The sequence below is a fragment of the Pseudomonas sp. ICMP22404 genome (genome assembly GCF_006227205.1).
In the GTDB taxonomy this organism is placed as follows: domain Bacteria; phylum Pseudomonadota; class Gammaproteobacteria; order Pseudomonadales; family Pseudomonadaceae; genus Aquipseudomonas.
The window spans coordinates 44,786-71,658 of sequence record NZ_VCNG01000017.1 but is presented as its reverse complement, the minus strand read 5'-3'; the positions used below and the strand labels follow the sequence as shown (position 1 = coordinate 71,658).

At 62.1% G+C, this 26,873-nt stretch carries 27 protein-coding genes; 15 read left to right on the top strand and 12 right to left on the bottom strand.

Annotated features, from left to right (window positions below; translation table 11 throughout):
* Window positions 1-77: 77 nt before the first annotated feature.
* Window positions 78-1,376 carry a serine/threonine protein kinase gene (locus tag FGE05_RS24515; protein ID WP_139649030.1) on the top strand — a complete coding sequence of 433 codons (1,299 nt, stop codon included), beginning with the start codon at window positions 78-80 and terminating at the stop codon, window positions 1,374-1,376.
* 25 nt (window positions 1,377-1,401) lie between these two features.
* On the top strand, window positions 1,402-2,142 hold the full coding sequence (locus FGE05_RS24510; protein WP_217510119.1) for a VacJ family lipoprotein: 741 nt from the start codon (window positions 1,402-1,404) through the stop codon (window positions 2,140-2,142).
* A gap of 132 nt (window positions 2,143-2,274) precedes the next feature.
* On the opposite strand, the gene FGE05_RS24505 is transcribed toward FGE05_RS24510, so the two are convergent.
* Window positions 2,275-3,189 (bottom strand): DUF808 domain-containing protein, encoded by a 915-nt coding sequence (locus FGE05_RS24505; protein ID WP_139649026.1) that lies wholly within the window; start codon window positions 3,187-3,189, stop codon window positions 2,275-2,277.
* A gap of 131 nt (window positions 3,190-3,320) precedes the next feature.
* Between FGE05_RS24505 and FGE05_RS24500 the strand changes: the two genes are divergently transcribed.
* A complete protein-coding gene (locus FGE05_RS24500) occupies window positions 3,321-3,935 on the top strand; it encodes a TetR/AcrR family transcriptional regulator (RefSeq protein ID WP_139649024.1) in 615 nt (204 codons plus the stop codon).
* Between the two features lie 109 nt (window positions 3,936-4,044).
* On the opposite strand, the gene FGE05_RS24495 is transcribed toward FGE05_RS24500, so the two are convergent.
* Together FGE05_RS24495 and FGE05_RS24490 are read right to left on the bottom strand one after the other, a co-directional pair.
* Window positions 4,045-4,503, bottom strand: a complete 459-nt coding sequence (locus FGE05_RS24495; RefSeq protein WP_139649022.1) for a transposase — start codon at window positions 4,501-4,503, stop codon at window positions 4,045-4,047.
* Between the two features lie 213 nt (window positions 4,504-4,716).
* The gene (locus tag FGE05_RS24490; RefSeq protein WP_139649020.1) at window positions 4,717-5,157 is read right to left on the bottom strand and encodes a heme-binding protein; all 441 of its coding nucleotides are present in this window, start codon (window positions 5,155-5,157) and stop codon (window positions 4,717-4,719) included.
* A 267-nt stretch (window positions 5,158-5,424) separates the two neighbouring features.
* Here FGE05_RS24490 and gcl point away from each other — a divergent pair, with 267 nt between their 5' ends.
* From gcl to FGE05_RS24445, 9 genes are all read left to right on the top strand, one after another.
* Window positions 5,425-7,200: a glyoxylate carboligase gene (gene gcl, locus FGE05_RS24485; protein ID WP_139649018.1), complete on the top strand. Its 1,776-nt coding sequence runs from the start codon at window positions 5,425-5,427 to the stop codon at window positions 7,198-7,200.
* A gap of 153 nt (window positions 7,201-7,353) precedes the next feature.
* On the top strand, window positions 7,354-8,136 hold the full coding sequence (gene hyi, locus FGE05_RS24480) for a hydroxypyruvate isomerase (protein ID WP_139649016.1): 783 nt from the start codon (window positions 7,354-7,356) through the stop codon (window positions 8,134-8,136).
* 183 nt (window positions 8,137-8,319) lie between these two features.
* The gene (locus FGE05_RS24475) at window positions 8,320-9,210 is read left to right on the top strand and encodes a 2-hydroxy-3-oxopropionate reductase (protein WP_139649014.1); all 891 of its coding nucleotides are present in this window, start codon (window positions 8,320-8,322) and stop codon (window positions 9,208-9,210) included.
* Between the two features lie 144 nt (window positions 9,211-9,354).
* Window positions 9,355-10,635: a glycerate kinase gene (locus FGE05_RS24470; RefSeq protein ID WP_139649011.1), complete on the top strand. Its 1,281-nt coding sequence runs from the start codon at window positions 9,355-9,357 to the stop codon at window positions 10,633-10,635.
* Window positions 10,625-12,040 (top strand): pyruvate kinase, encoded by a 1,416-nt coding sequence (pyk, locus tag FGE05_RS24465; protein WP_139649009.1) that lies wholly within the window; start codon window positions 10,625-10,627, stop codon window positions 12,038-12,040. The genes FGE05_RS24470 and pyk overlap by 11 nt, the downstream gene beginning before the upstream one ends.
* 117 nt (window positions 12,041-12,157) lie before the next feature.
* The gene (locus FGE05_RS24460; protein ID WP_139649008.1) at window positions 12,158-13,060 is read left to right on the top strand and encodes an urea transporter; all 903 of its coding nucleotides are present in this window, start codon (window positions 12,158-12,160) and stop codon (window positions 13,058-13,060) included.
* Window positions 13,061-13,080: 20 nt separating this feature from the next.
* Window positions 13,081-13,905 (top strand): ion transporter, encoded by an 825-nt coding sequence (locus tag FGE05_RS24455; protein ID WP_139649006.1) that lies wholly within the window; start codon window positions 13,081-13,083, stop codon window positions 13,903-13,905.
* Between the two features lie 84 nt (window positions 13,906-13,989).
* Window positions 13,990-14,988 (top strand): sulfate ABC transporter substrate-binding protein, encoded by a 999-nt coding sequence (locus tag FGE05_RS24450; RefSeq protein ID WP_139649004.1) that lies wholly within the window; start codon window positions 13,990-13,992, stop codon window positions 14,986-14,988.
* Window positions 14,989-15,211: 223 nt separating this feature from the next.
* The gene (locus tag FGE05_RS24445) at window positions 15,212-16,399 is read left to right on the top strand and encodes an MFS transporter (RefSeq protein ID WP_139649002.1); all 1,188 of its coding nucleotides are present in this window, start codon (window positions 15,212-15,214) and stop codon (window positions 16,397-16,399) included.
* Between the two features lie 49 nt (window positions 16,400-16,448).
* Here the strand turns inward: FGE05_RS24445 and FGE05_RS24440 are convergent, their stop codons facing one another.
* The 4 genes from FGE05_RS24440 to FGE05_RS24425 all read right to left on the bottom strand — a co-directional run bounded on the left by FGE05_RS24440 (window position 16,449) and on the right by FGE05_RS24425 (window position 19,933).
* The gene (locus FGE05_RS24440; RefSeq protein ID WP_003204476.1) at window positions 16,449-16,640 is read right to left on the bottom strand and encodes a PLDc N-terminal domain-containing protein; all 192 of its coding nucleotides are present in this window, start codon (window positions 16,638-16,640) and stop codon (window positions 16,449-16,451) included.
* A 70-nt stretch (window positions 16,641-16,710) separates the two neighbouring features.
* Window positions 16,711-17,241, bottom strand: coding sequence for a hypothetical protein (locus FGE05_RS24435; protein WP_139649000.1), 531 nt, complete (start codon window positions 17,239-17,241; stop codon window positions 16,711-16,713).
* Between the two features lie 251 nt (window positions 17,242-17,492).
* Window positions 17,493-18,011 carry an ankyrin repeat domain-containing protein gene (locus FGE05_RS24430; RefSeq protein WP_139648998.1) on the bottom strand — a complete coding sequence of 173 codons (519 nt, stop codon included), beginning with the start codon at window positions 18,009-18,011 and terminating at the stop codon, window positions 17,493-17,495.
* A 95-nt stretch (window positions 18,012-18,106) separates the two neighbouring features.
* The gene (locus FGE05_RS24425; protein ID WP_139648996.1) at window positions 18,107-19,933 is read right to left on the bottom strand and encodes a long-chain-acyl-CoA synthetase; all 1,827 of its coding nucleotides are present in this window, start codon (window positions 19,931-19,933) and stop codon (window positions 18,107-18,109) included.
* A gap of 350 nt (window positions 19,934-20,283) precedes the next feature.
* On the opposite strand from FGE05_RS24425, the gene FGE05_RS24420 reads away from it, so the two are divergent.
* Window positions 20,284-20,562 (top strand): DUF3509 domain-containing protein, encoded by a 279-nt coding sequence (locus tag FGE05_RS24420; RefSeq protein ID WP_139649123.1) that lies wholly within the window; start codon window positions 20,284-20,286, stop codon window positions 20,560-20,562.
* Between the two features lie 172 nt (window positions 20,563-20,734).
* Here FGE05_RS24420 and mtnC read toward each other — a convergent pair whose 3' ends face one another.
* Genes mtnC through aroC form a run of 5 tightly spaced genes read right to left on the bottom strand, consistent with a single transcriptional unit; the run spans window position 20,735 to window position 24,875 of the window.
* Window positions 20,735-21,418 carry an acireductone synthase gene (mtnC, locus tag FGE05_RS24415; RefSeq protein ID WP_139648994.1) on the bottom strand — a complete coding sequence of 228 codons (684 nt, stop codon included), beginning with the start codon at window positions 21,416-21,418 and terminating at the stop codon, window positions 20,735-20,737.
* 4 nt (window positions 21,419-21,422) lie between these two features.
* On the bottom strand, window positions 21,423-21,968 hold the full coding sequence (locus FGE05_RS24410; RefSeq protein WP_139648992.1) for an acireductone dioxygenase: 546 nt from the start codon (window positions 21,966-21,968) through the stop codon (window positions 21,423-21,425).
* An 18-nt stretch (window positions 21,969-21,986) separates the two neighbouring features.
* Entirely contained in the window at window positions 21,987-22,607 is a 621-nt protein-coding gene (locus tag FGE05_RS24405) for a methylthioribulose 1-phosphate dehydratase (RefSeq protein ID WP_139648990.1), read from the bottom strand.
* Window positions 22,604-23,749: an MFS transporter gene (locus FGE05_RS24400; protein ID WP_139648988.1), complete on the bottom strand. Its 1,146-nt coding sequence runs from the start codon at window positions 23,747-23,749 to the stop codon at window positions 22,604-22,606. Before FGE05_RS24400 ends, FGE05_RS24405 begins: the two co-directional genes overlap by 4 nt.
* A 34-nt stretch (window positions 23,750-23,783) precedes the next feature.
* Entirely contained in the window at window positions 23,784-24,875 is a 1,092-nt protein-coding gene (aroC, locus tag FGE05_RS24395) for a chorismate synthase (protein ID WP_139648985.1), read from the bottom strand.
* A 142-nt stretch (window positions 24,876-25,017) separates the two neighbouring features.
* Here aroC and FGE05_RS24390 point away from each other — a divergent pair, with 142 nt between their 5' ends.
* Window positions 25,018-25,983: an alpha/beta hydrolase gene (locus tag FGE05_RS24390; RefSeq protein ID WP_139649121.1), complete on the top strand. Its 966-nt coding sequence runs from the start codon at window positions 25,018-25,020 to the stop codon at window positions 25,981-25,983.
* Between the two features lie 99 nt (window positions 25,984-26,082).
* Complete coding sequence (locus FGE05_RS24385; RefSeq protein ID WP_139648983.1) at window positions 26,083-26,871, top strand: hypothetical protein; 789 nt, start codon at window positions 26,083-26,085, stop codon at window positions 26,869-26,871.
* Window positions 26,872-26,873: the final 2 nt, after the last annotated feature.

Genomic DNA, 26,873 nt, shown 5'->3' with positions numbered 1-26,873 from the left:
GATCATGGCACTTGGTTTCGCTTCAGTGGTCATAGCCTGCGAACCTCATTCGGCACCATCCTCTAAGGGATCCAGTCATGCTCCGTTCCTTGCGCTTCGCTGCCCTCATCGGCGGCCTTATCCTGAGTGCGTCCGCACTGGCGGTGGACATCGACGCCGCCAGTTATGGCTACCCCTTGACCAACCCGTTCGAGGCGACCATTGCGACCACTCCGCCTGACCTGCGCCCCGATCTGCCCTTGATCGAGGACATCAACCAGGCGGACTACAGCGTCACCCTGCGCCCGGAGCGCGAGTTCATCCTGCCGGACAACTTCTGGCCGGTGAAAAGCCTCACCTATCGCATGGCCACCCAGGACAAACCGGCCCCGCTGATCTTCCTGATCGCCGGTACCGGCGCCCGGTACGACAGCACCCTCAACGAATACCTCAAGCGCCTCTACTATAAGGCCGGCTATCACGTGGTGCAGTTGTCGTCGCCCACCAGTTTCGACTTCATGAGCTCCGCTTCGCGCTTCGCCACCCCGGGCATCACCAAGGAAGATGCCGAAGACATGTACCGGGTCATGCAAGCCGTGCGTGCGCAGCACCCCAAGGTGCCGGTGACCGAGTACTACCTCACCGGCTACAGCCTAGGCGCGCTGGACGCAGCCTTCGTCGCGCACCTGGACGAAACCCGGCGCAGCTTCAACTTCAAGAAAGTGCTGTTGCTGAACCCGCCGGTGAACCTCTATACCTCGGTCACCAACCTGGACAAACTGGTCCAGACCAAGGTCAAGGGCATCAACAGCACCACGACTTTCTATGAAGTGGTGCTGAACAAACTGACCCGCTACTTCCAGCAAAAAGGCTACATCGACCTCAACGATGCCCTCCTTTATGACTTCCAGCAGTCCAAGCAACACTTGAGCAACGAACAGATGGCGATGCTGATCGGCACGTCGTTCCGTTTCTCGGCGGCCGATATCGCCTTCACTTCGGACCTGATCAACCGTCGCGGCCTGATTACCCCGCCCAAGTTCCCGATCACCGAAAGCACCAGCCTGACGCCGTTTCTCAAGCGTGCGCTGCAATGCGATTTCGACTGCTACCTCACCGAACAAGTGATCCCGATGTGGCGCGCGCGGACCGACGGCGGCAGCCTGCTGCAACTGGTCGACCAGGTCAGCCTCTATGCCCTGAAGGATTATCTGCATGAAAGCTCGAAGATCGCCGTGATGCACAACGCCGACGACGTCATCCTCGGCCCCGGCGACCTGGGCTTCCTGCGCAAGACCTTTGGCGACCGCCTGACGGTGTATCCACTGGGCGGCCACTGCGGCAACCTCAATTACCGCGTCAACAGCGACGCCATGCTGGAGTTCTTCCGTGGCTAAATACCTCCTGCTTATCGCTGCGTTAATGGGTGCGGGCGTGGTTCACGCCGATGACAAGCCCACGGTGGATGCCGACGGCTTCAAGGAACCGCTGAGCAAACTCAAGTTCAATCCGGGCCTGGACCAGCGCGAATTCGAGCGCTCGACCCTCAACGCGCTGAACGTCTATGACCCGCTCGAGTCCTGGAACCGTCGCGTCTATCACTTCAACTACCGTTTCGACCAATGGGTATTCCTCCCCGTGGTCGATGGCTACCGCTACGTCACCCCGAGTTTCGTGCGCACCGGGGTCAGCAACTTCTTCAATAACCTGGGGGACGTGCCGAACCTGATGAACAGCCTGCTGCAATTCAAGGGCAAGCGTTCGATGGAGACCACGGCGCGGCTGTTGCTCAACACCACGATCGGCGTCGCCGGCCTGTGGGATCCCGCCACCTCCATGGGCCTGCCGCGCCAGAGCGAAGATTTCGGCCAGACCCTGGGCTTCTACGGCGTGCCCGCCGGCGCCTACTTCGTACTGCCGATCTTCGGCCCTTCCAACCTGCGGGATACTTCGGGGTTGCTGGTGGACTACACCGCCGAGTCAGCGATCAACTTCCTGAACGTCTCGGAAGTCAGCGCCAACCACCCGGAACTGCTGCTCCTGCGCGGCGTGGACAAGCGCTACCAGACCACCTTCCGCTATGGCCAACTGAACTCGCCGTTCGAGTATGAAAAGGTGCGCTACGTGTACACGGAATCGCGCAAGTTGCAGATTGCCGAGTAACAGTCGGCCAAGTGAGATCCCCTGTGGGAGCGAGCCTGCTCGCGATGAGGGCCTGACATTCAACATTTATGTTGCCTGACAGAGCGCTATCGCGAGCAGGCTCGCTCCCACAGTGGTTCCGGGTTGTCAGGTTCAGCCTTTCAGCGCCTTCCAGACCTTGCCCACCACCATCACCCCCGCCAGCACCACCGCTCCCGCGACGATCCCCGCCACCGCATTGAGCAACATCGGCACGATGAACCCGGCCCCGCCGGCACTCGCCGCCGCGGCTTCGATCCAGTGGTGCACCACCGGCACGCCATGGGTGAGGATGCCGCCGCCCACCAGGAACATCGCCGCCGTGCCGATCACCGACAGGCTTTTCATCATGTACGGCGCGGCGCGCAGGATGGCGTCACCGATGCTTCTGGCAACCTGCCCCGGCTTCTGCGTCAGCCACAGCCCCAGGTCATCGAGCTTGACGATCCCGGCCACCAAGCCGTAGACGCCGACGGTCATGACAACAGCAATGCCCGACAGCACAATCACCTGCTGGGTCAGTGGTGCATCGGCGACGGTGCCGAGGGTGATGGCGATGATCTCCGCCGACAGAATGAAATCAGTACGCACCGCGCCCTTGATCTTGTCCTTCTCAAACGCCACCAGGTCCACCGCCGGATTGGCCACGGCCTCGACCAACTGCGTGTGCTCGGCTTGGTCCTCGGCCGGGCTGTGGAGGAACTTGTGGGCGAGCTTTTCGAACCCCTCGAAACACAGGTAGGCGCCACCCACCATCAACAGCGGCGTCACCAGCCACGGCACGAAGGCACTGATAGCCAGGGCCGACGGCACCAGGATCAGCTTGTTGATGAATGAGCCCTTCGCCACGGCCCAAACCACCGGCAGCTCTCGATCGGCCCGCACGCCGGACACTTGCTGGGCATTGAGCGCCAGATCGTCGCCAAGCACGCCGGCGGTTTTCTTCGCGGCCATCTTGGTCATCAGCGCAACATCGTCGAGCACGGTGGCGATGTCGTCGATCAATACCAGCAAACTGCTTCCAGCCATGGAGGGGCTCCTTGAATGATAATGCCGCGCAGCATACCGCGAGCCGCCGTGCCACGGGGCATTCTTGAGCGTCGCGCGAGGCCGGTGCTACCATGCGCCACCGCCAGAACAGGCAAGGAACCCCTGGGTTTATGAGCACTATCCGCGAGCGCAACAAAGAACTCATCCTGCGTGCCGCCAGCGAGGAATTTGCCGACAAGGGCTTCGCGGCGGCCAAGACCAGCGACATCGCGGCCAAGGCGGGCCTGCCCAAACCCAACGTCTACTACTATTTCAAATCCAAGGAAAACCTCTACCGCGAGGTCCTGGAAAGCATCATCGAGCCGATCCTCCAGGCCTCGACCCCCTTCAACGCCGACGGCGTGCCCGGCGAAGTGCTGAGCCATTACATCCGCTCCAAGATCCGCATTTCCCGCGACCTGCCCTTCGCCTCGAAAGTCTTCGCCAGCGAGATCATGCACGGCGCCCCCCACCTGAGCCCCGACCTGGTGGAACAGCTCAATGCCCAGGCCCGGCACAACATCGACTGTATCCAGACCTGGATCGACCGCGGCCAGATCGCCCCCATCGACCCCAACCACCTGATGTTCAGCATCTGGGCCGCCACCCAGACCTATGCCGACTTCGACTGGCAGATTACTGCCATCACCGGCAAGACGAAGCTGGATGAAGCCGATTATGAAGCGGCGGCGCAGACGATTATCCGGTTGGTGTTGAAAGGGTGTGAGTTGGATCGCCAGGCTTAGCATCGAGTCGCCTTTATCGCGAGCAGGCTCGCTCCCACAGGGTCTGGCTGTATGACTGCTTTCCTTGTGAGAGCGAGCCTGCTCGCGATGGAGGCGACTCAATTCCAAATCAGACCCAGATCGCATCCCACAGTGGATAATCGCCAAACCGCTTGACCAATCCGGCCCGCAAAGGGTTGGCCACGACATACCGCGCGAGCTTGACCAAGTCATCTTCCCGCCGCAATGCCCGGTCATGAAAACCTGGCTGCCAAAGGCAGAGTTTACGATCAAGACGCAGGTTCACTGACTTGGTACTCAATGATTTTGTTCGTTGCATCAAGCCACCTAACGACCCCTTGCGTAATTCGATCAACCAATGGAAGTGATCCGGCATGACGACCCATGCCAATGAGTTGGCGAGGCCCAGATCCTCAGCTTTCCGAAACTGCTCGACAACCAATCTCCCCAGACCAAAATCGCTGAAGATCGGCATTCGGTCGGAGGTGTTGGTGGTTAATAGGTAGATCCGGCTGGACTCAGTACAGCGGCCAATGCGTAGTCGGCGCGAAGCAGGTAGATCAGGCATTCCATGCCCCTTTGTTATCGAACTCCGGACAAGGCTAGACCTTCAAATACCTGAGTGTGGGGCCAGACCATAGCAGGATGTGTCTGCAAAATTGTCATCGCGAGCAGGCTCGCTCCCACAGGGGATTTGCGGTGTTCACACATTTTGTATCCACCCATCGAAAGCTGTGGGAGCGAGCCTGCTCGCGATAGCGATAGGTCAGTCAATACAGAATCAAGCAACCACCCCCGCATCCGCCCACAACCCCATTGCCTCCACAGCCCTGACAGCCACCTGCTCGTCGACATCCGATAGATCGCCGCTGATCCCAACCGCACCCAATACCTGCCCTGCCTGATCCTTGATCAATACCCCACCCGGAACCGGCACGATGCTGCCCTGCCCCAGGCTGTTCAATGCAGCGATGAAGGCGGGGCGCTGTTGGGCGTCCTGGGCCAGCAGGCGTGAGCCTTTGCCCAGGGCAATGGCGCCCCAGGCCTTGCCGATGGCGATCTGCGGACGGAGCAGGCTGGCGCCGTCTTCGCGCTGCAGGGCAATCAGGTGCCCGCCGCTGTCGAGGACCGCGACGGTCAGGGGTGCTGCGTTGATTTCACGACCCGCGACAAGGGCTTGCCCCGCCAGGTTGACGGCGACGTTCAAGGTTAGAGCGCTCATGGATGCTGTCCTTCTTTTGTTGTTGGAAAGCCTTCTGGGTTTCACCTTCGGCAAAACCTCACACAACAAATAGAACACAATACTATTTATTTTTGTATACAATAATTTCCTTAAATCGCCATACGCGACCAAAGCCCCCATGGTTATCGGCCTTCCGACGAATGAAACAGGCACTTGAGGAAAAGGATTGACCTGCACCATTCGCCGTGAATAAACTCGCCGAAAAGCCACTTGTATACAATTACAAAACGTAAGAGGCACAAAACCATGAGCAAAATGAGAGCAATCGAAGCCGCCGTTCTGGTGATGCGCCGTGAAGGCGTGGACACCGCCTTCGGTATTCCGGGTGCCGCGATCAACCCGCTGTATTCCGCCCTACAGAAAGTGGGTGGCATCGATCATGTCCTCGCGCGCCACGTTGAAGGCGCCTCGCACATGGCTGAGGGTTACACCCGCACCAAGGCTGGCAACATCGGCGTCTGCATCGGCACATCGGGCCCGGCCGGCACCGACATGGTCACCGGGCTCTACAGCGCCTCGGCCGACTCGATCCCAATCCTGTGCATCACCGGGCAGGCTCCCCGCGCCCGCCTGCACAAGGAAGACTTCCAAGCGGTGGACATCACCAGCATCGTCAAACCGGTGACCAAGTGGGCCACCACCGTCTTGGAACCGGGCCAGGTGCCCTATGCGTTTCAGAAGGCGTTCTTTGAGATGCGCTCCGGCCGCCCCGGCCCGGTATTGATTGACCTGCCCTTCGACGTGCAGATGGCGGAAATCGAGTTCGACATCGACACCTACCAGCCGCTGCCGCTGGCCAAGCCTGCGGCCAACCGTGCGCAGGTCGAGAAAGCCCTGGCGATGCTCGATCAGGCCGAACGCCCTTTGCTCGTGGCCGGTGGCGGCATCATCAACGCCGATGCCAGCGAGCTGCTGGTGGAATTCGCCGAGCTGACCGGTATCCCGGTGATCCCCACGCTGATGGGCTGGGGCACAATTGCGGATGACCACCCGCTGATGGTCGGCATGGTCGGCCTGCAGACATCCCACCGCTACGGCAACGCGACGCTGCTCAAGTCGGACCTGGTGCTGGGTGTCGGCAACCGCTGGGCCAACCGCCACACCGGTTCGGTGGATGTCTACACCGAAGGTCGTCGGTTCATTCACGTGGACATCGAACCGACCCAGATCGGCCGCGTGTTCACCCCGGACCTGGGCATCGTCTCCGACGCCGCTTCGGCACTGACGGTGTTCATCGAAGTCGCCCGTGAATGGCAGGCCGCCGGCAAACTGAAGAACCGCAGCGCCTGGTTGCAGGACTGCCAGCAGCGCAAGGCCAGCCTGCAACGCAAGACGCACTTCGACAACGTGCCGGTCAAACCCCAGCGCGTGTACGAAGAAATGAACCAGGTGTTCGGCAAGGACACTTGCTACGTCAGCACCATCGGCCTGTCGCAGATCGCCGGGGCGCAGTTCCTGCACGTCTACAAGCCACGCCACTGGATCAACTGCGGCCAGGCCGGTCCGTTGGGCTGGACCATTCCGGCCGCGCTGGGGGTGGTCAAGGCTGATCCGAGCCGCAAGGTCGTGGCCTTGTCGGGGGACTACGACTTCCAGTTCATGATCGAAGAACTGGCCGTGGGTGCGCAGTTCAAACTGCCGTACATCCACGTCGTGGTGAACAACTCCTACCTGGGCCTGATTCGCCAGGCACAACGCGGGTTCGACATGGACTACTGCGTACAGCTGTCCTTCGACAACCTCAACGCGCCGGAACTCAACGGCTATGGGGTGGACCACGTCGCCGTCGCCGAGGGCCTGGGTTGCAAGGCGCTGCGGGTGTTCGAACCGTCCGCCATCCAGCCGGCGTTGCGCAAGGCCCAGGAAATGATCGAGGAGTTCCGGGTGCCGGTGATCGTCGAGGTCATCCTGGAGCGGGTGACCAATATCTCCATGGGCACCGAGATCAACGCCGTCAACGAATTCGAAGACTTGGCACTGGTGGGCAACGACGCGCCGACGGCCATTTCGTTGCTCGATTGACCCTGTGGGAGCGGGCTCGTGTGGGAGCAAGGCTTGCCCGCGATGTAGGCGCCTCGGTTCATCTTGATACCGAGGCGATGTTATCGCGGGCAAGCCTTGCTCCCACAGAGGCCCATTCTCACAACGGCTTCAGAATATTCATAGGAGACTGTCATGCCGCGTTTCGCCGCCAACCTGTCCATGCTGTTTACCGAGCAGGATTTCCTCGCCCGTTTCGAAGCGGCCGCCAAGGCCGGTTTCACGGGTGTCGAATACCTGTTCCCCTACGACTACAGCTCCGCCGAACTCAAGGCCCTGCTCGACGCCAACGGCCTGACCCAAGTGCTGTTCAACCTGCCGGCCGGTGACTGGGCCAAGGGCGAACGTGGCATTGCCTGCCTGCCGGACCGGGTCGAGGAGTTCCGCGCCGGCGTCGACCTGGCGATCGCCTACGCCCAGGTGCTGGGCAACACCCAGGTCAACTGCCTGGCCGGGATTTGCCCGCACAATTGCGACGAAGCCCTGGTGCGCAAAACCTTCGTCGCCAACCTGAAGTACGCCGCCGAGAAGCTGCAAGCCAAGGGCATCAAGTTGGTGATGGAAGCCATCAATACCCGCGACATCCCCGGCTTCTACCTGAACAACACCGCCCAGGCCCTGTCGATCCGCGAGCAGGTGGGCAGCACCAATCTGTTCCTGCAGTACGACATCTACCACATGCAGATCATGGAAGGAGACCTGGCCCGGACCCTGTCGGCGCACCTGGGCGAGATCAACCATGTGCAACTGGCGGACAACCCGGGGCGCAACGAGCCGGGCACCGGCGAGATCAACTATCGCTTCCTGTTCGAACACCTGGACCGCATCGGTTACTCCGGTTGGGTCGGCTGCGAATACAAGCCGTTGACCACCACCGAAGCAGGCCTGAACTGGCTGAAAACCCATAACGCGATCTGAAATGCACTCCTGTGGGAGCGGGCCCGTATGGGAGCAAGGCTTGCCCGCGATGCAGGCACCTCGGTTCGTCCTGGTACCGAGCCGATGTTATCGCGGGCAAGCCTTGCTCCCACAGAAGCTCGCTCCCACATAAAAGCAGTTCTTCATTTGCCTGAAGCAGCAACAAAACAAGAGGATTCTCCCATGGCTAAAATCGGATTCATCGGCACCGGCATCATGGGTCACCCCATGGCACTGAACCTGCAAAAGGCCGGGCACAGCCTGTTCCTGTCCCAACATCACGACCCGGCTCCCGCCGATCTGCTGGCCGGCGGCGCAGTGGCCCTGGCCAACCCGAAGGAAGTCGCCCAGGAAGCCGAGTTCATCATCGTCATGGTCCCGGACACGCCCCAGGTCGATGACGTGCTGTTCCGCGCCGACGGCGTCGCGGCGGGCGTGGGTTCGGGCAAGGTGGTGATCGACATGAGTTCGATCTCCCCCACCGCCACCAAGGCATTCGCAGCGAAGATCAATGAGAAAGGCGCGCAGTATCTCGATGCCCCGGTGTCCGGTGGCGAAGTCGGCGCCAAGGCCGCAACCCTGAGCATCATGGTCGGTGGTGACAGCAGCGCGTTTGAACGCGCCCTGCCGCTGTTCCAGGCCATGGGCAAGAACATCACCCTGGTGGGCGGCAACGGCGACGGCCAGACCGCCAAGGTCGCCAACCAGATCATCGTCGCCCTGAACATCCAGGCCGTGGCCGAAGCCCTGTTGTTCGCGTCGAAGAACGGCGCCGATCCGGCCAAGGTCCGCGAAGCGCTGATGGGTGGTTTTGCTTCGTCGAAGATCCTGGAAGTGCACGGCGAGCGCATGATCAAAGGCACCTTCGATCCGGGCTTCCGCATCAGCCTGCACCAGAAGGACCTGAACCTGGCCCTGCAAGGTGCACGGGAACTGAACATCAACCTGCCCAACACCGCCAACGCCCAGCAAGTGTTCAGCACCTGCGCAGCCATCGGCGGCAGTAACTGGGATCACTCGGCGCTGATCAAGGGGTTGGAACACATGGCGAATTTCTCGATTCGCGATAACTGAGCCCGGTGTTTCCCTGTGGGAGCGAGCCTGCTCGCGATGGCTGTTTCACAGTCGATAAGGCTGTGACTGAAGCATCGCTATCGCGAGCAGGCTCGCTCCCACAGAAGATCGCATCAATCCAATAATAAGAATCGGGAGCCCGCCATGTCGGTCGATCCGCAACAATTGCTCCGCGAGCTGTTTGCCGCAGCCATCGACGCGGCCCATCCGCAGCACGTCCTTGAACAGTATCTGCCAGCCGACCGCAGCGGCCGGGTGATTGTCATCGGCGCCGGCAAGGCCGCCGCCGCGATGGCGCAGGTAGTCGAGCGTTGCTGGCAGGGCGAGGTCAGCGGCCTGGTGGTGACCCGCTACGGCCATGGCGCGCCTTGCCAGAAAATCGAGGTGGTGGAAGCCGCCCACCCCGTACCTGACGCGGCCGGCCTGGCGGTGGCCGAACGGGTGCTGGCGTTAGTCAGCAACCTGACGGAAGACGACCGGGTGATCTTCCTGTTGTCCGGCGGTGGCTCGGCGTTGCTGGCGCTGCCGGCGGCCGGCATCACCCTGGCCGACAAGCAGGCGATCAACAAAGCCTTGCTCAAATCCGGCGCCACCATCGGCGAGATGAACTGCGTGCGCAAGCACCTTTCGGCAATCAAGGGCGGACGCCTGGGCAAGGCCTGCTGGCCAGCGACGGTCTACACCTATGCGATTTCCGATGTGCCGGGCGACCTCGCCACCGTCATCGCATCCGGCCCCACCGTGGCCGACCCCAGCACATCGGCCGAAGCCCTGGCGATCCTCCTGCGCTACGGCATCGAGGTCCCGGCGTCGGTGCACACCTGGCTGCGCAGCGCGGAGTCGGAAACCGTCAAGCCCGGCGACCCGAGCCTGGCCCGCAGTCATTTCCAATTGATCGCCCGCCCCCAGCAATCCCTGGAAGCGGCTGCGGTGAAAGCCCGCCAGGCCGGCTTCAGCCCGCTGATCCTTGGCGACCTGGAGGGCGAGTCGCGGGAAGTGGCGAAAGTCCATGCCGGCATCGCCCGGCAAATCGCCCGGTACGGCCAGCCCCTGGCGGCACCGTGCGTGATCCTGTCCGGCGGCGAAACCACGGTGACCGTGCGCGGCCACGGCCGAGGCGGTCGCAATGCCGAATTCCTGTTGAGCCTGACCGACAACCTCAAGGGCCACCCCGGTATTTATGCACTGGCCGGCGACACCGACGGCATCGACGGTTCCGAAGACAACGCTGGCGCCATCATGACCCCAGGCAGCTACCGCCGCGCCGCCGAGCTGGGCCTGAGCGCCAGCGACGAGCTGGACAACAACAACGGCTACGGCTATTTCGCCGCGCTGGATGGGTTGATCGTCACCGAGCCGACCCGCACCAACGTCAACGACTTCCGCGCCATCCTGATACTCGAGAACCCCACCCATGACGCCTGACAAAAAGGTCAAGATCCTCGCCACCCTCGGCCCCGCCACCCGCGGGATCGACGACATCCATGAGCTGGTGCGGGCCGGGGTGAACATCTTCCGCCTGAACTTCAGCCACGGCGATCACGCCGACCATGCCCAGCGCTACCAGTGGATTCGCGAAGTGGAGCAGCGGCTCAACTATCCGCTGGGTATCCTGATGGACCTGCAAGGCCCGAAACTGCGGGTCGGCAGATTCGCTGACGGCAAGGTCCTGCTGCAACGCGGCCAGGCCCTGCGCCTGGACCTGGACCCAACGCCCGGCGATCAACGCCGGGTCAACCTGCCCCACCCGGAAATCATCGCGGCCCTGGAGCCGGGCATGGAACTGTTGCTGGATGACGGCAAGCTGCGCCTGCGGGTGACTGCCCGGCATAGCGATGCCATCGACACCGAAGTGCTCAACGGTGGCGAACTGTCGGACCGCAAAGGCGTAAACGTGCCCCAAGCGGTACTCGACCTGAGCCCTCTGACCGCCAAGGACCGTCGCGACCTGAGCTTCGGCCTGGAATTGGGCGTGGACTGGGTGGCGCTGTCGTTCGTCCAACGTCCCGAAGACATCCGCGAAGCCCGTGCACTGATTGGCGACAAGGCGTTCCTGATGGCCAAGATCGAGAAACCGTCGGCGGTGGCCCAACTGCGGGAAATCGCCGAGTTGAGCGACGCGATCATGGTTGCTCGTGGCGACCTGGGCGTTGAAGTGCCGGCCGAGAGCGTGCCGCAGATCCAGAAGAACATCATCGGCACCTGCCGCGCCCTCGGCAAACCGGTAGTGGTGGCGACCCAGATGCTGGAGTCGATGCGCTTCTCCCCGGCCCCCACCCGGGCCGAGGTCACCGACGTCGCCAACGCCGTGGCAGAAGGCGCCGATGCGGTGATGCTGTCGGCGGAAACCGCGTCGGGCGACTACCCCCTCGAAGCCGTGCAGATGATGAGCAAGATCATCCGCCAGGTCGAAAACGGCCCGGATTACCAGGCCCAACTGGACGTCAGCCGACCGAAAGCCGAGGCCACGGTGTCGGACGCCATCAGTTGCGCGATCCGTCGCATCAGCAACGTCCTGCCGGTGGCGGTGCTGGTGAACTACAGCGAATCGGGCAGCTCCAGCCTGCGAGCCGCGCGGGAACGGCCGACGGTGCCGATCCTCAACCTTACGCCGAACCTTCAAGCCGCCCGCCGCTTGACGGTGGCCTGGGGCGTGCACTCCGTGGTCAATGATCGGCTGCGGCAGGTGGATGAAGTATGTTCCACCGCCCTGGAAATTGCCCAGGCCCAAGGCATGGCGCAACGCGGCGATACGCTGTTGATCACGGCGGGCGTGCCGTTCGGGCAGCCGGGGTCGACCAATTCGTTGCGCATCGAGACGTTGATCTAGCGCTTGTACGGACCCCATCGCGAGCAGGCTCGCTCCCACAGGGATTGCGTCGCTCTTTGTGGGAGCGAGCCTGCTCGCGATGGGCTCGACTCGATCCATCAGACATACCACCCAGCCATGCCCAATACCCACTGCCCCGACTGGGCCACCGCCCTGCTCAACGGCTTCAGCCAGATCTTCCTCCAACGTCATCCGCTGTGCGGCCTGTTGTGCCTGCTGGCGATCCTGTTCAGCGCGCCGGCTCTGTTCGGGTGGGCGTTGCTGGGCGGCGTGGCCGGGCTACTCACGGCCCAGCGACGCGATTACCCCAAGGCGGATCGCCAGGCCGGGCTGTTCAGCTACAACGGCATCCTGCTGGGGTTGCTGTCGGGCCTGGTCTTGCCCTGGTCCGTCTTACTGCCGCCGCTGATCATCGCGGGCGGCGGCCTCAGTGCGATGCTGACCCAGCAATGGCTCAAGCGCACCCGTGGCCCGCGCTGCCTGCCCGCCTACACAGCGCCCTTCGTGGGGCTGGGCTGGTTGCTGCTGGGATTCGCCCCGCTGCATCCGCCCCCACTGACAGTCGAACTGACAATGCCCAACCTGCTCACCGGTTGCTTGAATGGATTGGGCCAGATCGTGTTTCTCGACCAACCGTTGGCCGGAGCGCTGATTGCGACCGGCCTGCTGCTGACCAACCCTCGCGCCGCACGCTGGGCATTGTTCGGTTCCGTTGCCGGCCTGGCCTTCGCCTTATTGCATCATGAGAATGCAGCCGCCCTGTCAGGGCTGGCTGGCTATAACCCGGCCCTGGTGGCGCTGGCGCTCGGCCAAACGCGACGCTCACCCTGGCTGCCGCTCGCGGGCATCCTCCTGGCGATACTGCTCACACCCGGGTTCGCCGCCCTCGGCCTGGCACCGCTGACCGCCCCTTTCATCCTCGCCGGCTGGCTGGTCCGCGCCACGATTCGAACGTGGCACCCAGCCAGACGCAACACCGCGCCTTGCGCTCTGCGGGGCAATCGCCCTAGGCTTCGCTGACTCTGAATCAGGCGAAGGTTATGGACAGCACCGACAATTGGCGTAAACGCCTCTACATCATGATTTTCCAGACCGACACCGTGGCCGGTCGACGCTTCGACAGTACGCTGCTGTTGATCATCCTTGCCAGCCTGGTGATCGTGATGCTCGACAGCATCGACAGCGTGCACAAGAACTACGCGGGCGTGTTGGCCGGGATCGAATGGGGTTTCACCTTCGTCTTCATCGTCGAGTACGGCCTGCGCCTGTATTGCTCGCCCAAGCCCCTGCGCTATGCGTTCAGTTTCTACGGCCTGGTGGATCTGCTGGCGATCGTGCCGGGTATCCTGGCGCTGTATTACAGCGATGCCCAGTACCTGCTGATCATTCGGATCATCCGGATGCTGCGGATCTTCCGGGTGCTCAAGCTCAGCCCTTACCTGAAGCAAGCCAATTACCTGATGGCGGCGCTGCGAGGCAGCAAGCAGAAGATCATCGTGTTCCTGGTCAGCGTCTCCACCCTGGTGACGGTGTTCGGAACGCTGATGTACGTCATCGAAGGCCCGGCGCATGGCTTCACCAGCATTCCCAAGGGCATCTACTGGGCGATCGTGACGCTGACCACCGTGGGCTTCGGCGATATCGTGCCCAAGACGCCCTTGGGCCAGGTGGTTTCATCCCTGGTTATGATCACCGGTTACTCGATCATCGCGGTGCCCACCGGTATCTTCACCGCGGAACTGGCCACCGCCATGCGCGGTGACCAACTCAATCACGATTGCCCGGTGTGCAGTAAAAACAGCCATGAACAGGCAGCGGCTTTCTGCTCCCGTTGTGGCAACGCGCTGTTTAAGAAATTGGAATAAGCAAAGTACTTTTAAATGCTTGAAGACCATGAGCTTGCGGCTAGTTTGCCCGGCATCTCCTTCCCTATAAAAAAGGAATTCGCAGTGAAGAACTTTTTTGGCGCCACTCTTCTCGCCGCCGGCCTGACCTTCGGCAGCCTGGCCCACGCCGCACCGACGCTGCTCAACGTGTCCTACGACGTGATGCGCGACTTCTACAAGGATTACAACGCCGCCTTCCAGAAGCACTGGCAGGCCGAGCACAACGAGAACATCACCGTGCAGATGTCCTTCGGCGGCTCGAGCAAGCAGGCACGCTCGGTCATCGACGGGTTGCCGGCGGATGTCATCACCATGAACATGGCCACCGACATCAACGCCCTGGCGGACAACGGCAAACTGGTGCCCGAGGACTGGGTCAGCCGCCTGCCGAACCACAGCGCCCCGTTCACCTCGGCCACGGTGTTCATCGTGCGCAAGGGCAACCCCAAGGCCCTGAAAGACTGGCCCGACCTGCTCAAGGACGGCGTGCAGGTGATCGTGCCCAACCCGAAGACCTCCGGTAACGGCCGCTACACCTATCTGTCGGCCTGGGGCTATGTGCTGAAGAACGGCGGCGATGAAACCAAGGCCAAGGACTTCGTCGGCAAGCTGTTCAAGCAGGCGCCTGTGCTGGACACTGGCGGTCGTGCCGCGACGACCACGTTCATGACCAACCAGATCGGCGACGTGCTGGTGACCTTTGAAAACGAAGCCGAGATGATCGCCCGCGAGTTCGGTCGCGACCAGTTCGAAGTGGTCTACCCAAGCGTGTCCGCCGAAGCCGAGCCTCCGGTCAGCGTGGTGGACAAGGTTGTGGATAAAAAAGGCTCCCGCGACGCCGCCGAGGCGTACCTCAAGTACCTGTGGTCGCCCGAAGGCCAGGAAATCGCCGCCGCCAACTACCTGCGTCCGCGGGACCCAGCCATCCTGGCCAAATACACCGACCGCTTCCCGAAAGTGGATTTCCTGTCGGTAGAAAAAACCTTCGGCGACTGGCGCACCGTGCAGAAGACGCACTTCAATGACGGTGGGATTTTCGACCAGATCTACAACGGGCAATAAACGCCACTTTCCAGGCCACACAAAAACCTGTGGGAGCGAGCCTGCTCGCGATGGCGGAGTGTCAGACAAGCACTGGTAACTGACACACCGCCATCGCGAGCAGGCTCGCTCCCACAGTCGCATCAATCCCGGACATGGTTGTTATCAATCCAGGCGACTACCCCAAAGCCGGCACAGCCTTTAGCCTTGCCCGCAATCCTTACTAGTCATTGACGGAAACCCCATGACCGCCAACTCCCCCGCCCTGACCCGAGGCATGGTCCTGCTGTTCGCCTTCTGCTGCGGCGCCATCGTTGCGAACATCTATTACGCCCAACCCATCATCGACCTGATCGCCCCTGACGTCGGCCTGTCCAACACCATGGCCAGCCTGATCGTCTCGCTGACCCAGATCGGTTACGCCCTGGGCCTGTTCTTCCTGGTGCCGCTGGGCGACCTGCTGGAAAACCGCCGGTTGATGATCCTCACCACCCTCGTGGCGATTGCCAGCCTGTTGGGCGCGGCGTTCACCGATCAACCGAATGTGTTCCTGTTGGTTTCGCTGCTGGTGGGGTTCAGTTCAGTGTCGGTGCAAGTCCTGATTCCCCTCGCCGCGCATCTCACGCCGGAAGCGTCCCGGGGTCGAGTGGTCGGCGGGATCATGGGAGGGCTGCTGCTGGGGATCCTGCTGGCACGGCCGGTGTCCAGCGTGGTGGCCGATCACTTCGGCTGGCGCGCGATGTTCATGATTGCGGCGGCATTGATGGCAGTGATCAGCCTTGTCCTGGCGTTCACCGTGCCCAAGCGCCAACCTGACCACAGTGCCACCTACGGGCAACTGCTGGGTTCTCTCGGCACTTTGCTGCGACAACAACCGCTGCTGCGCCAACGGGCGTTTTACCAGGCCTGCATGTTCGCCACGTTCAGCCTGTTCTGGACCGCCGTGCCCCTGGAGCTGGCGCGTAACCATGGGCTGTCCCAGACCGAGATTGCCCTGTTCGCCCTGGTCGGTGCCATTGGCGCCATCGCTGCCCCCATTGCCGGTCGACTGGCCGACGCCGGTCACACCCGCATCGCCTCGCTGTTGGCGATGCTGTTCGCCAGCTTGAGTTTCCTGCCAGCGTTCATCCATCCGCTCTACAGCGTCATCGGCCTGGCTGTCACGGGCGTGGTATTGGACTTTTGTGTGCAGATGAACATGGTGTTGGGCCAGCGCACCATCTATGCCCTGGATGCCAAAAGCCGCGGCCGTCTCAATGCCCTGTACATGACCAGCATCTTCGTCGGCGGTGCCTTCGGCTCATCGATTGCCAGTGCGGTGTACGAGCATGGCGGTTGGTTGTGGGTCGTGATCATCGGCAGCGCCTTCCCGCTGCTGGCCCTGCTGCGCTTTCTTGGCACGTCACAGAAACACGCGTTGGCGGCGGCGTAATCGATAGAGGCCCGGCGGGCAAAGCCTGCCGGGTACAGCGCAAGCGTCGTCAAATCCGCACGTTGCCTCGCGGCCCGGCAATCGCCCAGATGATCAGGCCCAATACCGGCAACAGCAGGATCAGCAGTACCCAGAGGATTTTCATCCCGGTTTCCGCGCCACTCTTGAGCACATTGATGATCGCCCAGATATCGAGCGCCAGGATGATCAGGCCAACCAGGCCGTTGAAGGTGGAACCCATGGTGTCGCTCCCAAGTGATGGCATGCACACTTAGGATAGTCGGCCCCGACGAGGGTTCCGTTTTATTGCTTCAGACGTGGATCGCGACCTTGAGGGCTTCCAGGGCGGGGGCGGCGGCAATGCCGGCTTGCGCGCACAACTCCAGCACCCGCGGCACGTCGTTGCCGTACACCAGCACCATCTGCAATTCATCGTCGAGCAACTGGCTGAAGTTCATCAGCACATAGCCGCCGTTTTCCTTGTTCAGGCTGCTCATCTGGATCTGGATGCGGTTGAGCGCCGTCAGGGCCTCGGTTTTCGCCAGTTGCTTGGGCTTGAGGTTGAACGCCACGCCGGGGCCGAAAGACGCGACGATCTGCTCGAACAACTGCACATAGGTGTCAGCCTGGAACAGCACGGTGTCCGGCAAACTGCCGACGACCACCCATTCGCCCAGGGGGATCGGAAAGGTGTCGTCGTAGTTGATGTCCGGGTTGGCCGTCAGGAAAGCCGCCGGATCGGCATAGGCCTGGGCCGCTTCGTCGGCAATCCGGTCAATGTCGGCATCGCCCAGGCAGCCGGAGCTGATTTTGCTGATGAGTTCGACGAGTGCGGCTTTCATGGGCGAATCCTGTGGCAATGAAATTCAAGGGCACGCAGGATACCCGATCACACCCGGCCAGGGACTGAAACAGACCCGCTGCATCAATGCTTTTGTGGCGAGGGGATTTATCCCCGCTGGGCTGCGAAGCAGCCCCTCCAGATAACCTGAACACCGAGTTGTCAGGTTGTGGGGCCGCTTCGCGCCCCAGCGGGGATAAATCCCCTCGCCACAAGGTATTGCAGACTGAAGAGCCGTACTCGTAAAAGATATCAACCCAACAACTTCTCCAACTGCGCCGTGGTATCCGCCGCGCCCATGGTCCGGGCCGCGTCCAGGGCCGAGGCGCCGTTGGCGTCCTTCGCCTTCGGGTCCGCGCCTTTGCCGATCAGGTAGTCGACGATCGCCACCCGGTTGAACATCGCCGCCATCATCAGCGCCGTGCGACCGTCGAAGGAGGCACCTTCCACCTGTGCGCCACCGTCCACCAGCGCCGAGACCACCGCCAGGTCGCCCTTGAACGCCGCGCCGGCAATCGGGCTCTGGCCGTTGTCGTTGCGGATTTCCGGGTCGGCCTTGTGTTCCAGCAGTACTTTCACCGTTTCCACGTGCCCGTGATAAGCGGCCAGCATCAACAAGGTGTCGCCCTTGTGGTTACGCAGGTTGGGCGGCAAGCCTTTGCTCAGCAAGGCCGCCATCATGGCGGCGTCACCCTGGCGCGCCACGTTGAACACCTGTTCGGCAAATTCCGCGGCCTCTTCCGGGGTCATCTGGCGGCTTGTATCGGACATGGGGTACTCCACTTGAGTCTTCGAGAATGCGGCTAGTTTCCCGAGCGGCGCAGGGCCTGTCATCCCCTTTTTCTCAGTACCCGTCATAGCCAGAATCAATAGTCGAACTGCCCACCCTGGATCTGCGTCGCCAACTGGCGGTCGACCCGCACGTAGGTCCTGCTGCCGGGCAACCAGGCGTAGACCGGCTCGTCGCCCATGACGCAGGGGTCGAAGGCTTCGCGCCTGAGCCGGGTCTTGTGGTATTTGAAGGTGCCGGTGATGTCCATTTTCACTTTGATGCGCAGGAACAGCGGCACCGCACAGGCCGGCAGCCTGGCTTGCAGAAACTGCAGCAGCTCGCCGAAATCAAGGGTTGCCAACGATTCGGACGGGGTGATCGCCGCCATGCCGGCGCGCCCATCGCTGCCGTTGATCTCCACCCCATAGGCCACCGCCTCAGCCACTTGCGGATGCTGCAGCAAGACATTCTCGACCTGTGTCGTGGAAACGTTTTTGCCCTTCCAGCGGTAGGTGTCGCCGAGACGATCGACGAATTGCCCGTGGCCAAAGCCGAGGTCACGCAGCAGGTCACCGGTGTTGAAGTAACGGTCGCCAGGGGCGAAGACATCCCGGCAGATAGCCTCTTCGGTCCGGACTGGGTCGGTGTAGCCATCCAAGGGCGCCTGGTCATCGATCCGGGCCAGCAGCAGGCCCGGCTGGCCCTTCGGCACTTTCTGCATTCGCCCTTGCAGGTTGCGCAACGGCCTCCCGCTGCCATGGTCGTACTGCACCAGCGCCCAGCCCGTCAGGGAAAAACCGACGGTATTGTCGAAATTCAGTAGGTTGGTGAAGCCGATATTGCCGTCGCTGGCCGCGTACGACTCACAGATGTGCTCGACACCGAAGCGGGTCTTGAACGCAGCCCACGCGCCCGGCCGCAGGCCATTGCCGATCATCTTCTTCACCCCATGGCACCGGTCTTCAACGCTGGCGGGCTGGTCGATCAGGTAGCGGCACAGCTCCCCCGCATAACCCAGCGTGGTCACCCGATAACGGCGTACATCGCTCCAGAACCGGCCGGCGCTGAACGTGCGCCGGATCGCAAAACCCGACGCGCCACAAATCGCCGCTCCCCAACACATGCACAGGCCCGTGGCGTGATACAGGGGCAAGGGGCAATAGAGGACGTCGTCGGGCCGCATGTCCAGGGCAATCAGGCCAAGGTGGGTGGACGTGCGCGTCCAGCGCCCGTGACGGAATATCACGGCCTTGGGCAGCCCGGTGGTGCCCGAGGTGTAGAGGTAAAAACACGGGTCGTTGAAAAACACCTGCCGACTGCTGGCCGGGTTATCACCGGGGTAGTCATCGCTGTTGCCCAGCAAGTCGACGAACCCCCGAGGGACAGCGGCGCCTTGCTCGTCCGCCAGCCACCAGGTGCGAGCGCTCGACAGCGCGGTGCGGCCGCGCACTTCCTCGAAAGCCGGGACCCGCTCATCCCCCACCACGACCGCGACCGGCGCAACCAACGCCAGGCTATGGACCAGCGCATCCCCCGTTTGCGAGGTGTTGAGCATGGCGCTGACCGCCCCGACCTTCGCCACCGCCAGCAGCGTGATCAGCAGGTGTGGACGGTTTTCGAGAAAGATCGCGATGCAGTCGCCCTTGCCGATGCCCTGCGCCAACCAGTAATGGGCGATGCGATTAGCCTGCTCGTTGACCTGTGCATAACTCAAGGCCATGTCGCCGCAGAGCAATGCCGGGCCCTGGGGATTGCGTTGCGTGGCCTGTTCGAAGCTCCAGCCCAGGCCGCAGGGTTGGGCCGGGTCCCGGACATAGACGAGCTTGCGACCCTTGACGATCCGGGGAACGACGCTGACGAGGGCAGGCAGCTTGCGCAGCATCATGCCCCAGGTAATGGCGTCGCTGGGTATACGACTCATGAAACTCCCTGTTCGACCTGCGGGTCTCGGTTCCTGCGCTCAGGCTGGCAGCGATGTTCGGTCGAAAGTACCCAGCGGTTGCCGCGCTGTACACGCGGTTTTTGCAATGTTTTGTATCCACCGCCGGGAACAGGCGAGACGTGAGCGTCAGAAATCGATTTGGTTCCAAAAATGATTGCCTGACCACGCAAAATGCAGGATGCACGATGGCTATTCATGCAAGATGCACGAAAGCGAAAAAACACAAAAAATATAACTTGTTGTTTTTAAAAGGATTTAAAGCGGATCCAATGCTGGCATGGTCAGTGCAACTTCTCCTCCACGGTTTGCCACCACCAAGGAGCAGTCATATGAATATGATTCAAGAGAAGTTCGCGTCCCTGTTTTCCAACTACGAAGTGACTACACAAGCTCGCCCGGACGGCGGCATCCTGCTGACATTGCGCAATAGCGAAGGCAAACAGTTCAAACGCTCGATTTCCTACGCCCAGCTGCATGCAGGGGACCAATTGTCCTGGGTGATCAGTGCTATCCGTCGTGACTTGGCTGAACAGGCCAGCGAGCTGCCGCAGATCGCTATGCTGCAAAGCCAGCATCGCTTCGCGCTGCCGACGTACCACAGCGCTTGATGCCGAAGTTCTAACGGTTGAGCTTTTGTGGCGAGGGATTCATCCCCGCTGGGCTGCAAAGCAGCCCTGAAACCAGGCAACTCGGTGCACCAGGCAGATTGAGTTGACTGCATGGGGCTGCTTCGCAGCCCAACGGGGATGAATCCCCTCGCCACAGGATTTGCGGTGATCCTCAGAAACCCTCGGGGTTTATGTCGGCAAAACTCTTCACGGTGAGATGTCCAGGTAACTCCCCCCCCTCTCGAGCCAATCCACACGTCGCCATGCCAGCCCCCTGGGCCGCATCCAGTTCCTGGACGATGTCCGACAGGAACAGGATCTCGTCCGGCGCAATGCCCATGGTTTGGCTGATCCGCTGATAGGATTGGACCTCGCGCTTGGGCCCTGAGGTGGTGTCGAAGTAACCGCTGAACAGTGGCGACAGGTCACCGGCTTCCGAACAGCCGAATATCAGCTTCTGCGCCTGGATCGACCCCGATGAATACACATAGAGCCCATAGCCAGCCTGATGCCAGCGCTTGAGGGCCTCTACCGCATCCGGGTACACGTGTCCTTTCAATTGCCCGGCCTGATACCCCTGCTCCCAGACCATGCCCTGCAACGCCTTGAGTGGCGTGGCCTTGCGGTCTTCGGCAATCCAGCCCAGCAAAATCGCGATGACCCGCTCGATATCTGCCTCCGGCTCGCCACTGTCCTGGCGCACCGCAGCCAGTTGCCCGGCTACGTCGCCGCGGTCGGCGTGCTGACGGACAAATGCCGGCAAATGCTTCGCCGCGTAGGGAAACAGCACGTCGAAGACGAAACTCACCGCGCTGGTGGTGCCTTCGATGTCGGTGAGTATGGCTTTGATCGACACGAGCTCAGTCCTCCAGACGTGGGAAACGGCTGGCGATGTCGTCGCCGGTGAACTTGGCGACCCAGCCTTCCGGGTTGTTGAACAGGCGAATGGCAACGAAGTGCGGGTGCTCGCCCATGTCGAACCAGTGCGGTGTACCGGCAGGTACGGAGATCAGGTCGTTCTTTTCGCACAACACGGCGTAGACGTAATCATCAATGTGCAGAGTAAACAGGCCACGCCCGGCGACGAAAAAGCGGACTTCGTCCTCGCCGTGACGGTGTTCATCGAGGAACTTGGCGCGCAACTCGGCCTTTTGCGGATGATCGCTGTTGAGGCTGATGACGTCGACCGTGATGTAGCCGCGCTCGGTCATCAATTGATCGATCTGGCTCCGATAGGCGGCGATGACTTCGTCCTGGGTCGCGCCAGGCTGGATTTTCATCGCGGCCTCCCAACGGTCGAAGCGAACCCCTTGTTCGGCCAGGGTCGCGGCGATGTCTTCAAAGTGGGTCAACACCTTGTTCGGGATGTCAGGACTTGAGACGTGGTAAACGGACAGGCTGCTCATGGCAATGACTCCAGCAAATTAACGGTTCAGGAGTGCGCGGGTTTTCAGCTCGCACTCGAACAGGAACTCGAACGCCTCGATCTGGCGCAACGCATCACTCATGCGTGCCCCCCAGGTATACAGGCCGTGGCCACGGATCAGGTAACCCACGCAATCGGGATGCTCGGCGAGCCACGGCTGGACCTTGGCGGCCAGGCGGGCGATGTCCTGGTCGTTGTCGAAAATCGGCACACGCACCCGGGACTCGTGGGTCGACACGCCACTGAAGGCTTTTTGCAGTTCATAGTCTTCGAAATCGATGAACGCTTCGTTCGTCAGGCGCGACAGCACCGTGGCGTTCACCGAATGGGTGTGCAGCACCGCACCGATCTCCGGGCGCCAGCGGTAGAGCTGGGTGTGCAACAGGGTTTCGGCGGAAGGTTTCTTGCCCGGTTCCAGGCTGTTGCCGTCCAGGTCAGTGGCCAGCACATCATCAACGCCCAACTGCCCCTTGTGCTTGCCAGACACGGTGAGCAAGGCCTGGTCAGGGGCAAGACGGGTGGAATAATTGCTGCTGGTGGCCGGGGACCAACCGCGGCCATACAGAAAACGCCCGGCATCGATGATTTCCCGGGCAAGCTGTTCACGGGTAAGGCTCATGGCCTGTCCTCTTGCATACGTGTGGCAATGATAACGGCTGCAGCGAAAGCTGCGACGCTGGCGATGCTGAAAGTCCAGGTGGCGCCCAAGGCGTTCCAGCTGTAGCCGGAGTACAACGCGCCCAATGCCCCGCCCGTGCCGGCCAGCGCGGCATACAGCGCCTGGCCCTGGCCTTGCTGGCGGGAGCCGAAGCTACGTTGCACGAAATGGATGGCAGCGGCGTGAAAGCTGCCGAAGGTCGCCGCATGCAGCACCTGGGCAAACAGCAGTACCCAGAGAAATTCGGCCAATGATCCCAGCAGCAACCAACGCAACGCCGCCAGCAGGAAACTCGCCAGCAGCACCCGTCGCACGGAAAACCGCGCCAGGATCCGGCTCATCACCAGGAACACCAGGACTTCCGCCACCACGCCGACGGCCCACAGCACGCCGATCACCCCACGGCTGTAACCCAGCCGTTCAAGGTGCAGCGTCAGGAAGGTGTAATACGGCCCGTGGCTCATCTGCATCAGGCCGACGCAAGCGTAGAAGGCCAGCACACCGGGGTTGCGCAACTGGCACAGGAACCCGTCGCCCGTCACCCGCGGCCCCTGCACCGGCTGGGCATTGGGCACCCAGAAGCTGGCGAGCACGATGCCCCCCATGATCAGCACCAGCGCCAGCGGGTAGATGTCCAGGCTCAGCCATTCGAACAACCGGCCCAGCACGACCACGGCGATGATGAAACCGATGGAGCCCCATAGGCGGATCTGGCTGTAGCGCGAGGCCTGCCCGCTCAGGTGGGCCAGGGTGATGACTTCGAACTGCGGCAGCACCGCATGCCAGAAGAACGCATGCAATGCCATGACCATCGCCAGCCAGGCATAGCTCTTGTCGATGAAGATCAGGGAAAAAGTCAGCAACGTACAGACCGCGCCGAACCGCACGATCGCCAGGCGCTGCCCTGTGTAATCCCCCAGCCAGCCCCAGATATTCGGCGCTACGCAGCGCATCAACATGGGAATCGCGACGAGCTCGCCGATGCGTGCCGCGTTGAATCCCAGGTGATCGAAATACAGCGCCAGGAACGGCGCCGTCGAACCGAGCAAGGCGAAATAGAACAGATAGAAGCTGGAAAGCCGCCAGTACGGCAGTGCCGCCATGGTCGTCAGGCCACGGCGGTCGGCAGGTCAGCCATCAAAGCTGACCCAGCACCGGGGTGCTGACCCTTACATCGGCGTTCTGGCCGCGATGGCGCAACAGGTGATCCATCAACACGATCGCCATCATCGCCTCGGCGATCGGCGTGGCACGGATGCCGACGCACGGGTCGTGACGGCCCTTGGTGATGACTTCCACCGGGTTGCCCTGAGTATCGATGGAGCGGCCCGGCGTAGTGATGCTGGACGTCGGTTTCAAGGCCAGGTGCGCCACGATCGGCTGGCCCGAGGAAATGCCGCCCAGGATGCCGCCGGCGTTGTTGCTGAGGAAACCCTGCGGGGTCAGTTCGTCGCGGTGCTCGGTGCCACGCTGGGCGACGCAGGCGAAACCGGCACCGATTTCCACGCCTTTCACCGCGTTGATGCTCATCAGTGCGTGGGCCAGTTCGGCGTCGAGGCGGTCGAAAATCGGCTCGCCGAGGCCGGGCATCACCCCTTCGGCCACCACGGTGATCTTCGCGCCGACCGAATCCTGGTCCCGGCGCAATTGATCCATGTAGGCCTCAAGCTCTGGCACTTTGTCCGGGTCAGGGCAGAAAAAGGCGTTCTGCTCCACCGAATCCCAGGTCTTGAACGGGATTTCGATAGGGCCCAACTGGCTCATGTAGCCACGAATCACGATGCCCTGGCTGGCCAGGTATTTCTTGGCAATCGCCCCGGCCGCCACGCGCATCGCGGTTTCCCGGGCCGAACTGCGACCGCCGCCACGGTAGTCGCGCTCACCGTACTTGTGGTGATAGGTGTAGTCGGCATGGGCCGGGCGGAACAGGTCCTTGATGGCCGAGTAGTCCTTGGACTTCTGGTCGGTGTTGCGGATCAGCAGGCCGATGGCGCAGCCGGTGGTGCGGCCTTCGAACACGCCGGACAGGATCTCGACTTCATCGGCTTCCTGGCGCTGGGTGGTGTGGCGGCTGGTACCGGGCTTGCGGCGATCCAGGTCACGCTGCAGGTCCTCCAGGGAAATCTCCAGGCCCGGCGGGCAGCCGTCGACAATGGCGACCAACGCCGGGCCATGGCTTTCGCCCGCGGTGGTGACGGTGAACAGCTTGCCGTAGGTATTGCCGGACATGCAGGGTGCTCCGTGAAATCGCTGAGAAACTCAATCTGGGATTCGTGATGGGCGCCAGTATACGCAGGCTAACTGCGTAGTTCATCCTCGAACCTTATCGGTGACCGCCAGTCCAACCGGCACCTTCGTAACCAGTGGCGTGATGATGCTAAACCTGCGTGTCCTGAGCCTTACCCTGTTGATCGGCCTGTTTTCCAGCCTGGCCCAGGCGACGGTCCTGCTAAGACCGATCAGCCTCGATACCGGCCATGGGGAACTCTTCGGTTCACTGTTACTGCCCAAATCCGACACGCCGGTGCCGGTTGTCCTGATCATTTCCGGGTCCGGTCCTACGGATCGCGACGGCAATAACCCCGAGGGCGGGCGCAATGACAGCCTCAAGCGCCTGGCCTGGGTGCTGGCCAAACACAACATTGCCAGCGTGCGGTATGACAAGCGCGGCGTGGCCGCCAGCCTGGCCGCGACACCGGACGAACGCGACCTGAGTGTCGAGGCCTATGTGGCCGACGCCGTGGCCTGGAGTCACAAGCTGGCCGCCGACCCACGGCTGGGCCCGTTGATTCTGCTGGGGCACAGCGAGGGCGCGCTGATCGCCAGCCTCGCCGCCCCCCAGGCCAATGCGGCGGCAGTCATCTCGGTGGCCGGCAGCGCCCGGCCTATCGACCAGGTGCTGCGCCAGCAACTGGGCAACCGCCTGCCTCCGCCGCTGATGTTGCGCAGCAATGAACTGCTGGACAGCCTCAAGGCCGGTCGCGTCGATGCGAACGTGCCAGCGCCGTTGCAGTTCATTTTCCGCCCCAGCGTGCAGCCGTACCTGATCTCGCTGTTCCGCCAGGACCCGGCCCGGGCATTCGCCGCGCTGAAAGTGCCAGCCCTGATCATCCAGGGCAGTCACGACATCCAGGTCAGCGTCGATGATGCCCGGCAATTGAAGGCGGCCAAACCCGACGCCGAGCTGGCCCTGATCGAGGGCATGAACCACGTGATGCGTATCGTGCCCAACGACGAGAAACGGCAACTGGCGTCTTACAAGAACCCCGACCTGCCCCTGGCGGCGGCCCTCGGCACTCATATCCTGGCCTTTATTGACTCGATAACGACCCGTTAAACGCTTTTAGCCCTCCAGTCTTGGAAAAAGTGGCCGATAGACCGGTGTCGGACAGCGCATTGGCTGCCGACGAGCCGGCCAGGACAGGATTTCGCCGTTATGACTGAGACTGAAACTTCACCCGACACCACCGCCGAAACGCCCGCCACACCGGCGGCGGAGCTGCCTTGGGCGGACGTGCAAGCCGAGCACCACAAGATGCTCCGGCTGGCCCCGCTCAAGACGGACCGTGCCACGGGCGCGCGGCCGCTGCGGTTTGTCGAATTCAGCTACGCCGAGCGCCATAGCAAGGAACGCAGCTTGTTGCGCATGAGTATCCAGTTGCCGGGCCAGCGCGTGCGCAAGGAACAGAACCACCTGGACGTCTGGGCCGATCACGTCGAAAAGCGCCTGCATTTTTCCCCGGACAGCCTGCAGATGGAGCCCATGAACCGTGGCATCGGCCGCTTCCTCGCCGCCCAGGCCATTACGTGGGCCAAGAAACGCTGGTCAAGCTACCGGGTGGACGGCGCCGACCTGAACAACAAGGACGCGCTGAACGAAGACACCCGACTGCGTCGCGACCGCTTCCTGCAAGCCCATGGCTTCGAGGTGGTGTATGCCGACGCCCAGCACCTCAAGGGCAGCGTCAAGGATGCCCAGGTCGGCGACCTGAAAGGAGACTGGAATACCGAAAAGCTGCAGTTCGTGGAAATCCTCGAAGCCGCGCAGATGCTGCAACAGGCCGAGCAGAACCTTGCGGAACAGGAGGTCAAACTCAAGCAGCAGGAGGAAAAGGTCAACAAGTTCAAGCGCGAAGACACCGGCCTGCGCTTCACCATCACCTGCCTGGTGGCGTTTGCCATGTTCCAGGCGGGCTTGCTGATCTGGATTGCGACGCGGCACTGAGA

Coding starts and splice junctions, on each gene's coding strand:
- FGE05_RS24515 (WP_139649030.1), top strand. CDS start 78: ATGCTCCGTTCCTTGCGCTTCGCTGCCCTCATCGGCGGCCTTATCCTG.
- FGE05_RS24510 (WP_217510119.1), top strand. CDS start 1,402: ATGGGTGCGGGCGTGGTTCACGCCGATGACAAGCCCACGGTGGATGCC.
- FGE05_RS24505 (WP_139649026.1), bottom strand. CDS start 3,189: ATGGCTGGAAGCAGTTTGCTGGTATTGATCGACGACATCGCCACCGTG.
- FGE05_RS24500 (WP_139649024.1), top strand. CDS start 3,321: ATGAGCACTATCCGCGAGCGCAACAAAGAACTCATCCTGCGTGCCGCC.
- FGE05_RS24495 (WP_139649022.1), bottom strand. CDS start 4,503: ATGCCTGATCTACCTGCTTCGCGCCGACTACGCATTGGCCGCTGTACT.
- FGE05_RS24490 (WP_139649020.1), bottom strand. CDS start 5,157: ATGAGCGCTCTAACCTTGAACGTCGCCGTCAACCTGGCGGGGCAAGCC.
- gcl (WP_139649018.1), top strand. CDS start 5,425: ATGAGCAAAATGAGAGCAATCGAAGCCGCCGTTCTGGTGATGCGCCGT.
- hyi (WP_139649016.1), top strand. CDS start 7,354: ATGCCGCGTTTCGCCGCCAACCTGTCCATGCTGTTTACCGAGCAGGAT.
- FGE05_RS24475 (WP_139649014.1), top strand. CDS start 8,320: ATGGCTAAAATCGGATTCATCGGCACCGGCATCATGGGTCACCCCATG.
- FGE05_RS24470 (WP_139649011.1), top strand. CDS start 9,355: ATGTCGGTCGATCCGCAACAATTGCTCCGCGAGCTGTTTGCCGCAGCC.
- pyk (WP_139649009.1), top strand. CDS start 10,625: ATGACGCCTGACAAAAAGGTCAAGATCCTCGCCACCCTCGGCCCCGCC.
- FGE05_RS24460 (WP_139649008.1), top strand. CDS start 12,158: ATGCCCAATACCCACTGCCCCGACTGGGCCACCGCCCTGCTCAACGGC.
- FGE05_RS24455 (WP_139649006.1), top strand. CDS start 13,081: ATGGACAGCACCGACAATTGGCGTAAACGCCTCTACATCATGATTTTC.
- FGE05_RS24445 (WP_139649002.1), top strand. CDS start 15,212: ATGACCGCCAACTCCCCCGCCCTGACCCGAGGCATGGTCCTGCTGTTC.
- FGE05_RS24440 (WP_003204476.1), bottom strand. CDS start 16,640: ATGGGTTCCACCTTCAACGGCCTGGTTGGCCTGATCATCCTGGCGCTC.
- FGE05_RS24435 (WP_139649000.1), bottom strand. CDS start 17,241: ATGAAAGCCGCACTCGTCGAACTCATCAGCAAAATCAGCTCCGGCTGC.
- FGE05_RS24430 (WP_139648998.1), bottom strand. CDS start 18,011: ATGTCCGATACAAGCCGCCAGATGACCCCGGAAGAGGCCGCGGAATTT.
- FGE05_RS24425 (WP_139648996.1), bottom strand. CDS start 19,933: ATGAGTCGTATACCCAGCGACGCCATTACCTGGGGCATGATGCTGCGC.
- FGE05_RS24420 (WP_139649123.1), top strand. CDS start 20,284: ATGAATATGATTCAAGAGAAGTTCGCGTCCCTGTTTTCCAACTACGAA.
- FGE05_RS24410 (WP_139648992.1), bottom strand. CDS start 21,968: ATGAGCAGCCTGTCCGTTTACCACGTCTCAAGTCCTGACATCCCGAAC.
- FGE05_RS24405 (WP_139648990.1), bottom strand. CDS start 22,607: ATGAGCCTTACCCGTGAACAGCTTGCCCGGGAAATCATCGATGCCGGG.
- FGE05_RS24400 (WP_139648988.1), bottom strand. CDS start 23,749: ATGGCGGCACTGCCGTACTGGCGGCTTTCCAGCTTCTATCTGTTCTAT.
- aroC (WP_139648985.1), bottom strand. CDS start 24,875: ATGTCCGGCAATACCTACGGCAAGCTGTTCACCGTCACCACCGCGGGC.
- FGE05_RS24390 (WP_139649121.1), top strand. CDS start 25,018: ATGATGCTAAACCTGCGTGTCCTGAGCCTTACCCTGTTGATCGGCCTG.
- FGE05_RS24385 (WP_139648983.1), top strand. CDS start 26,083: ATGACTGAGACTGAAACTTCACCCGACACCACCGCCGAAACGCCCGCC.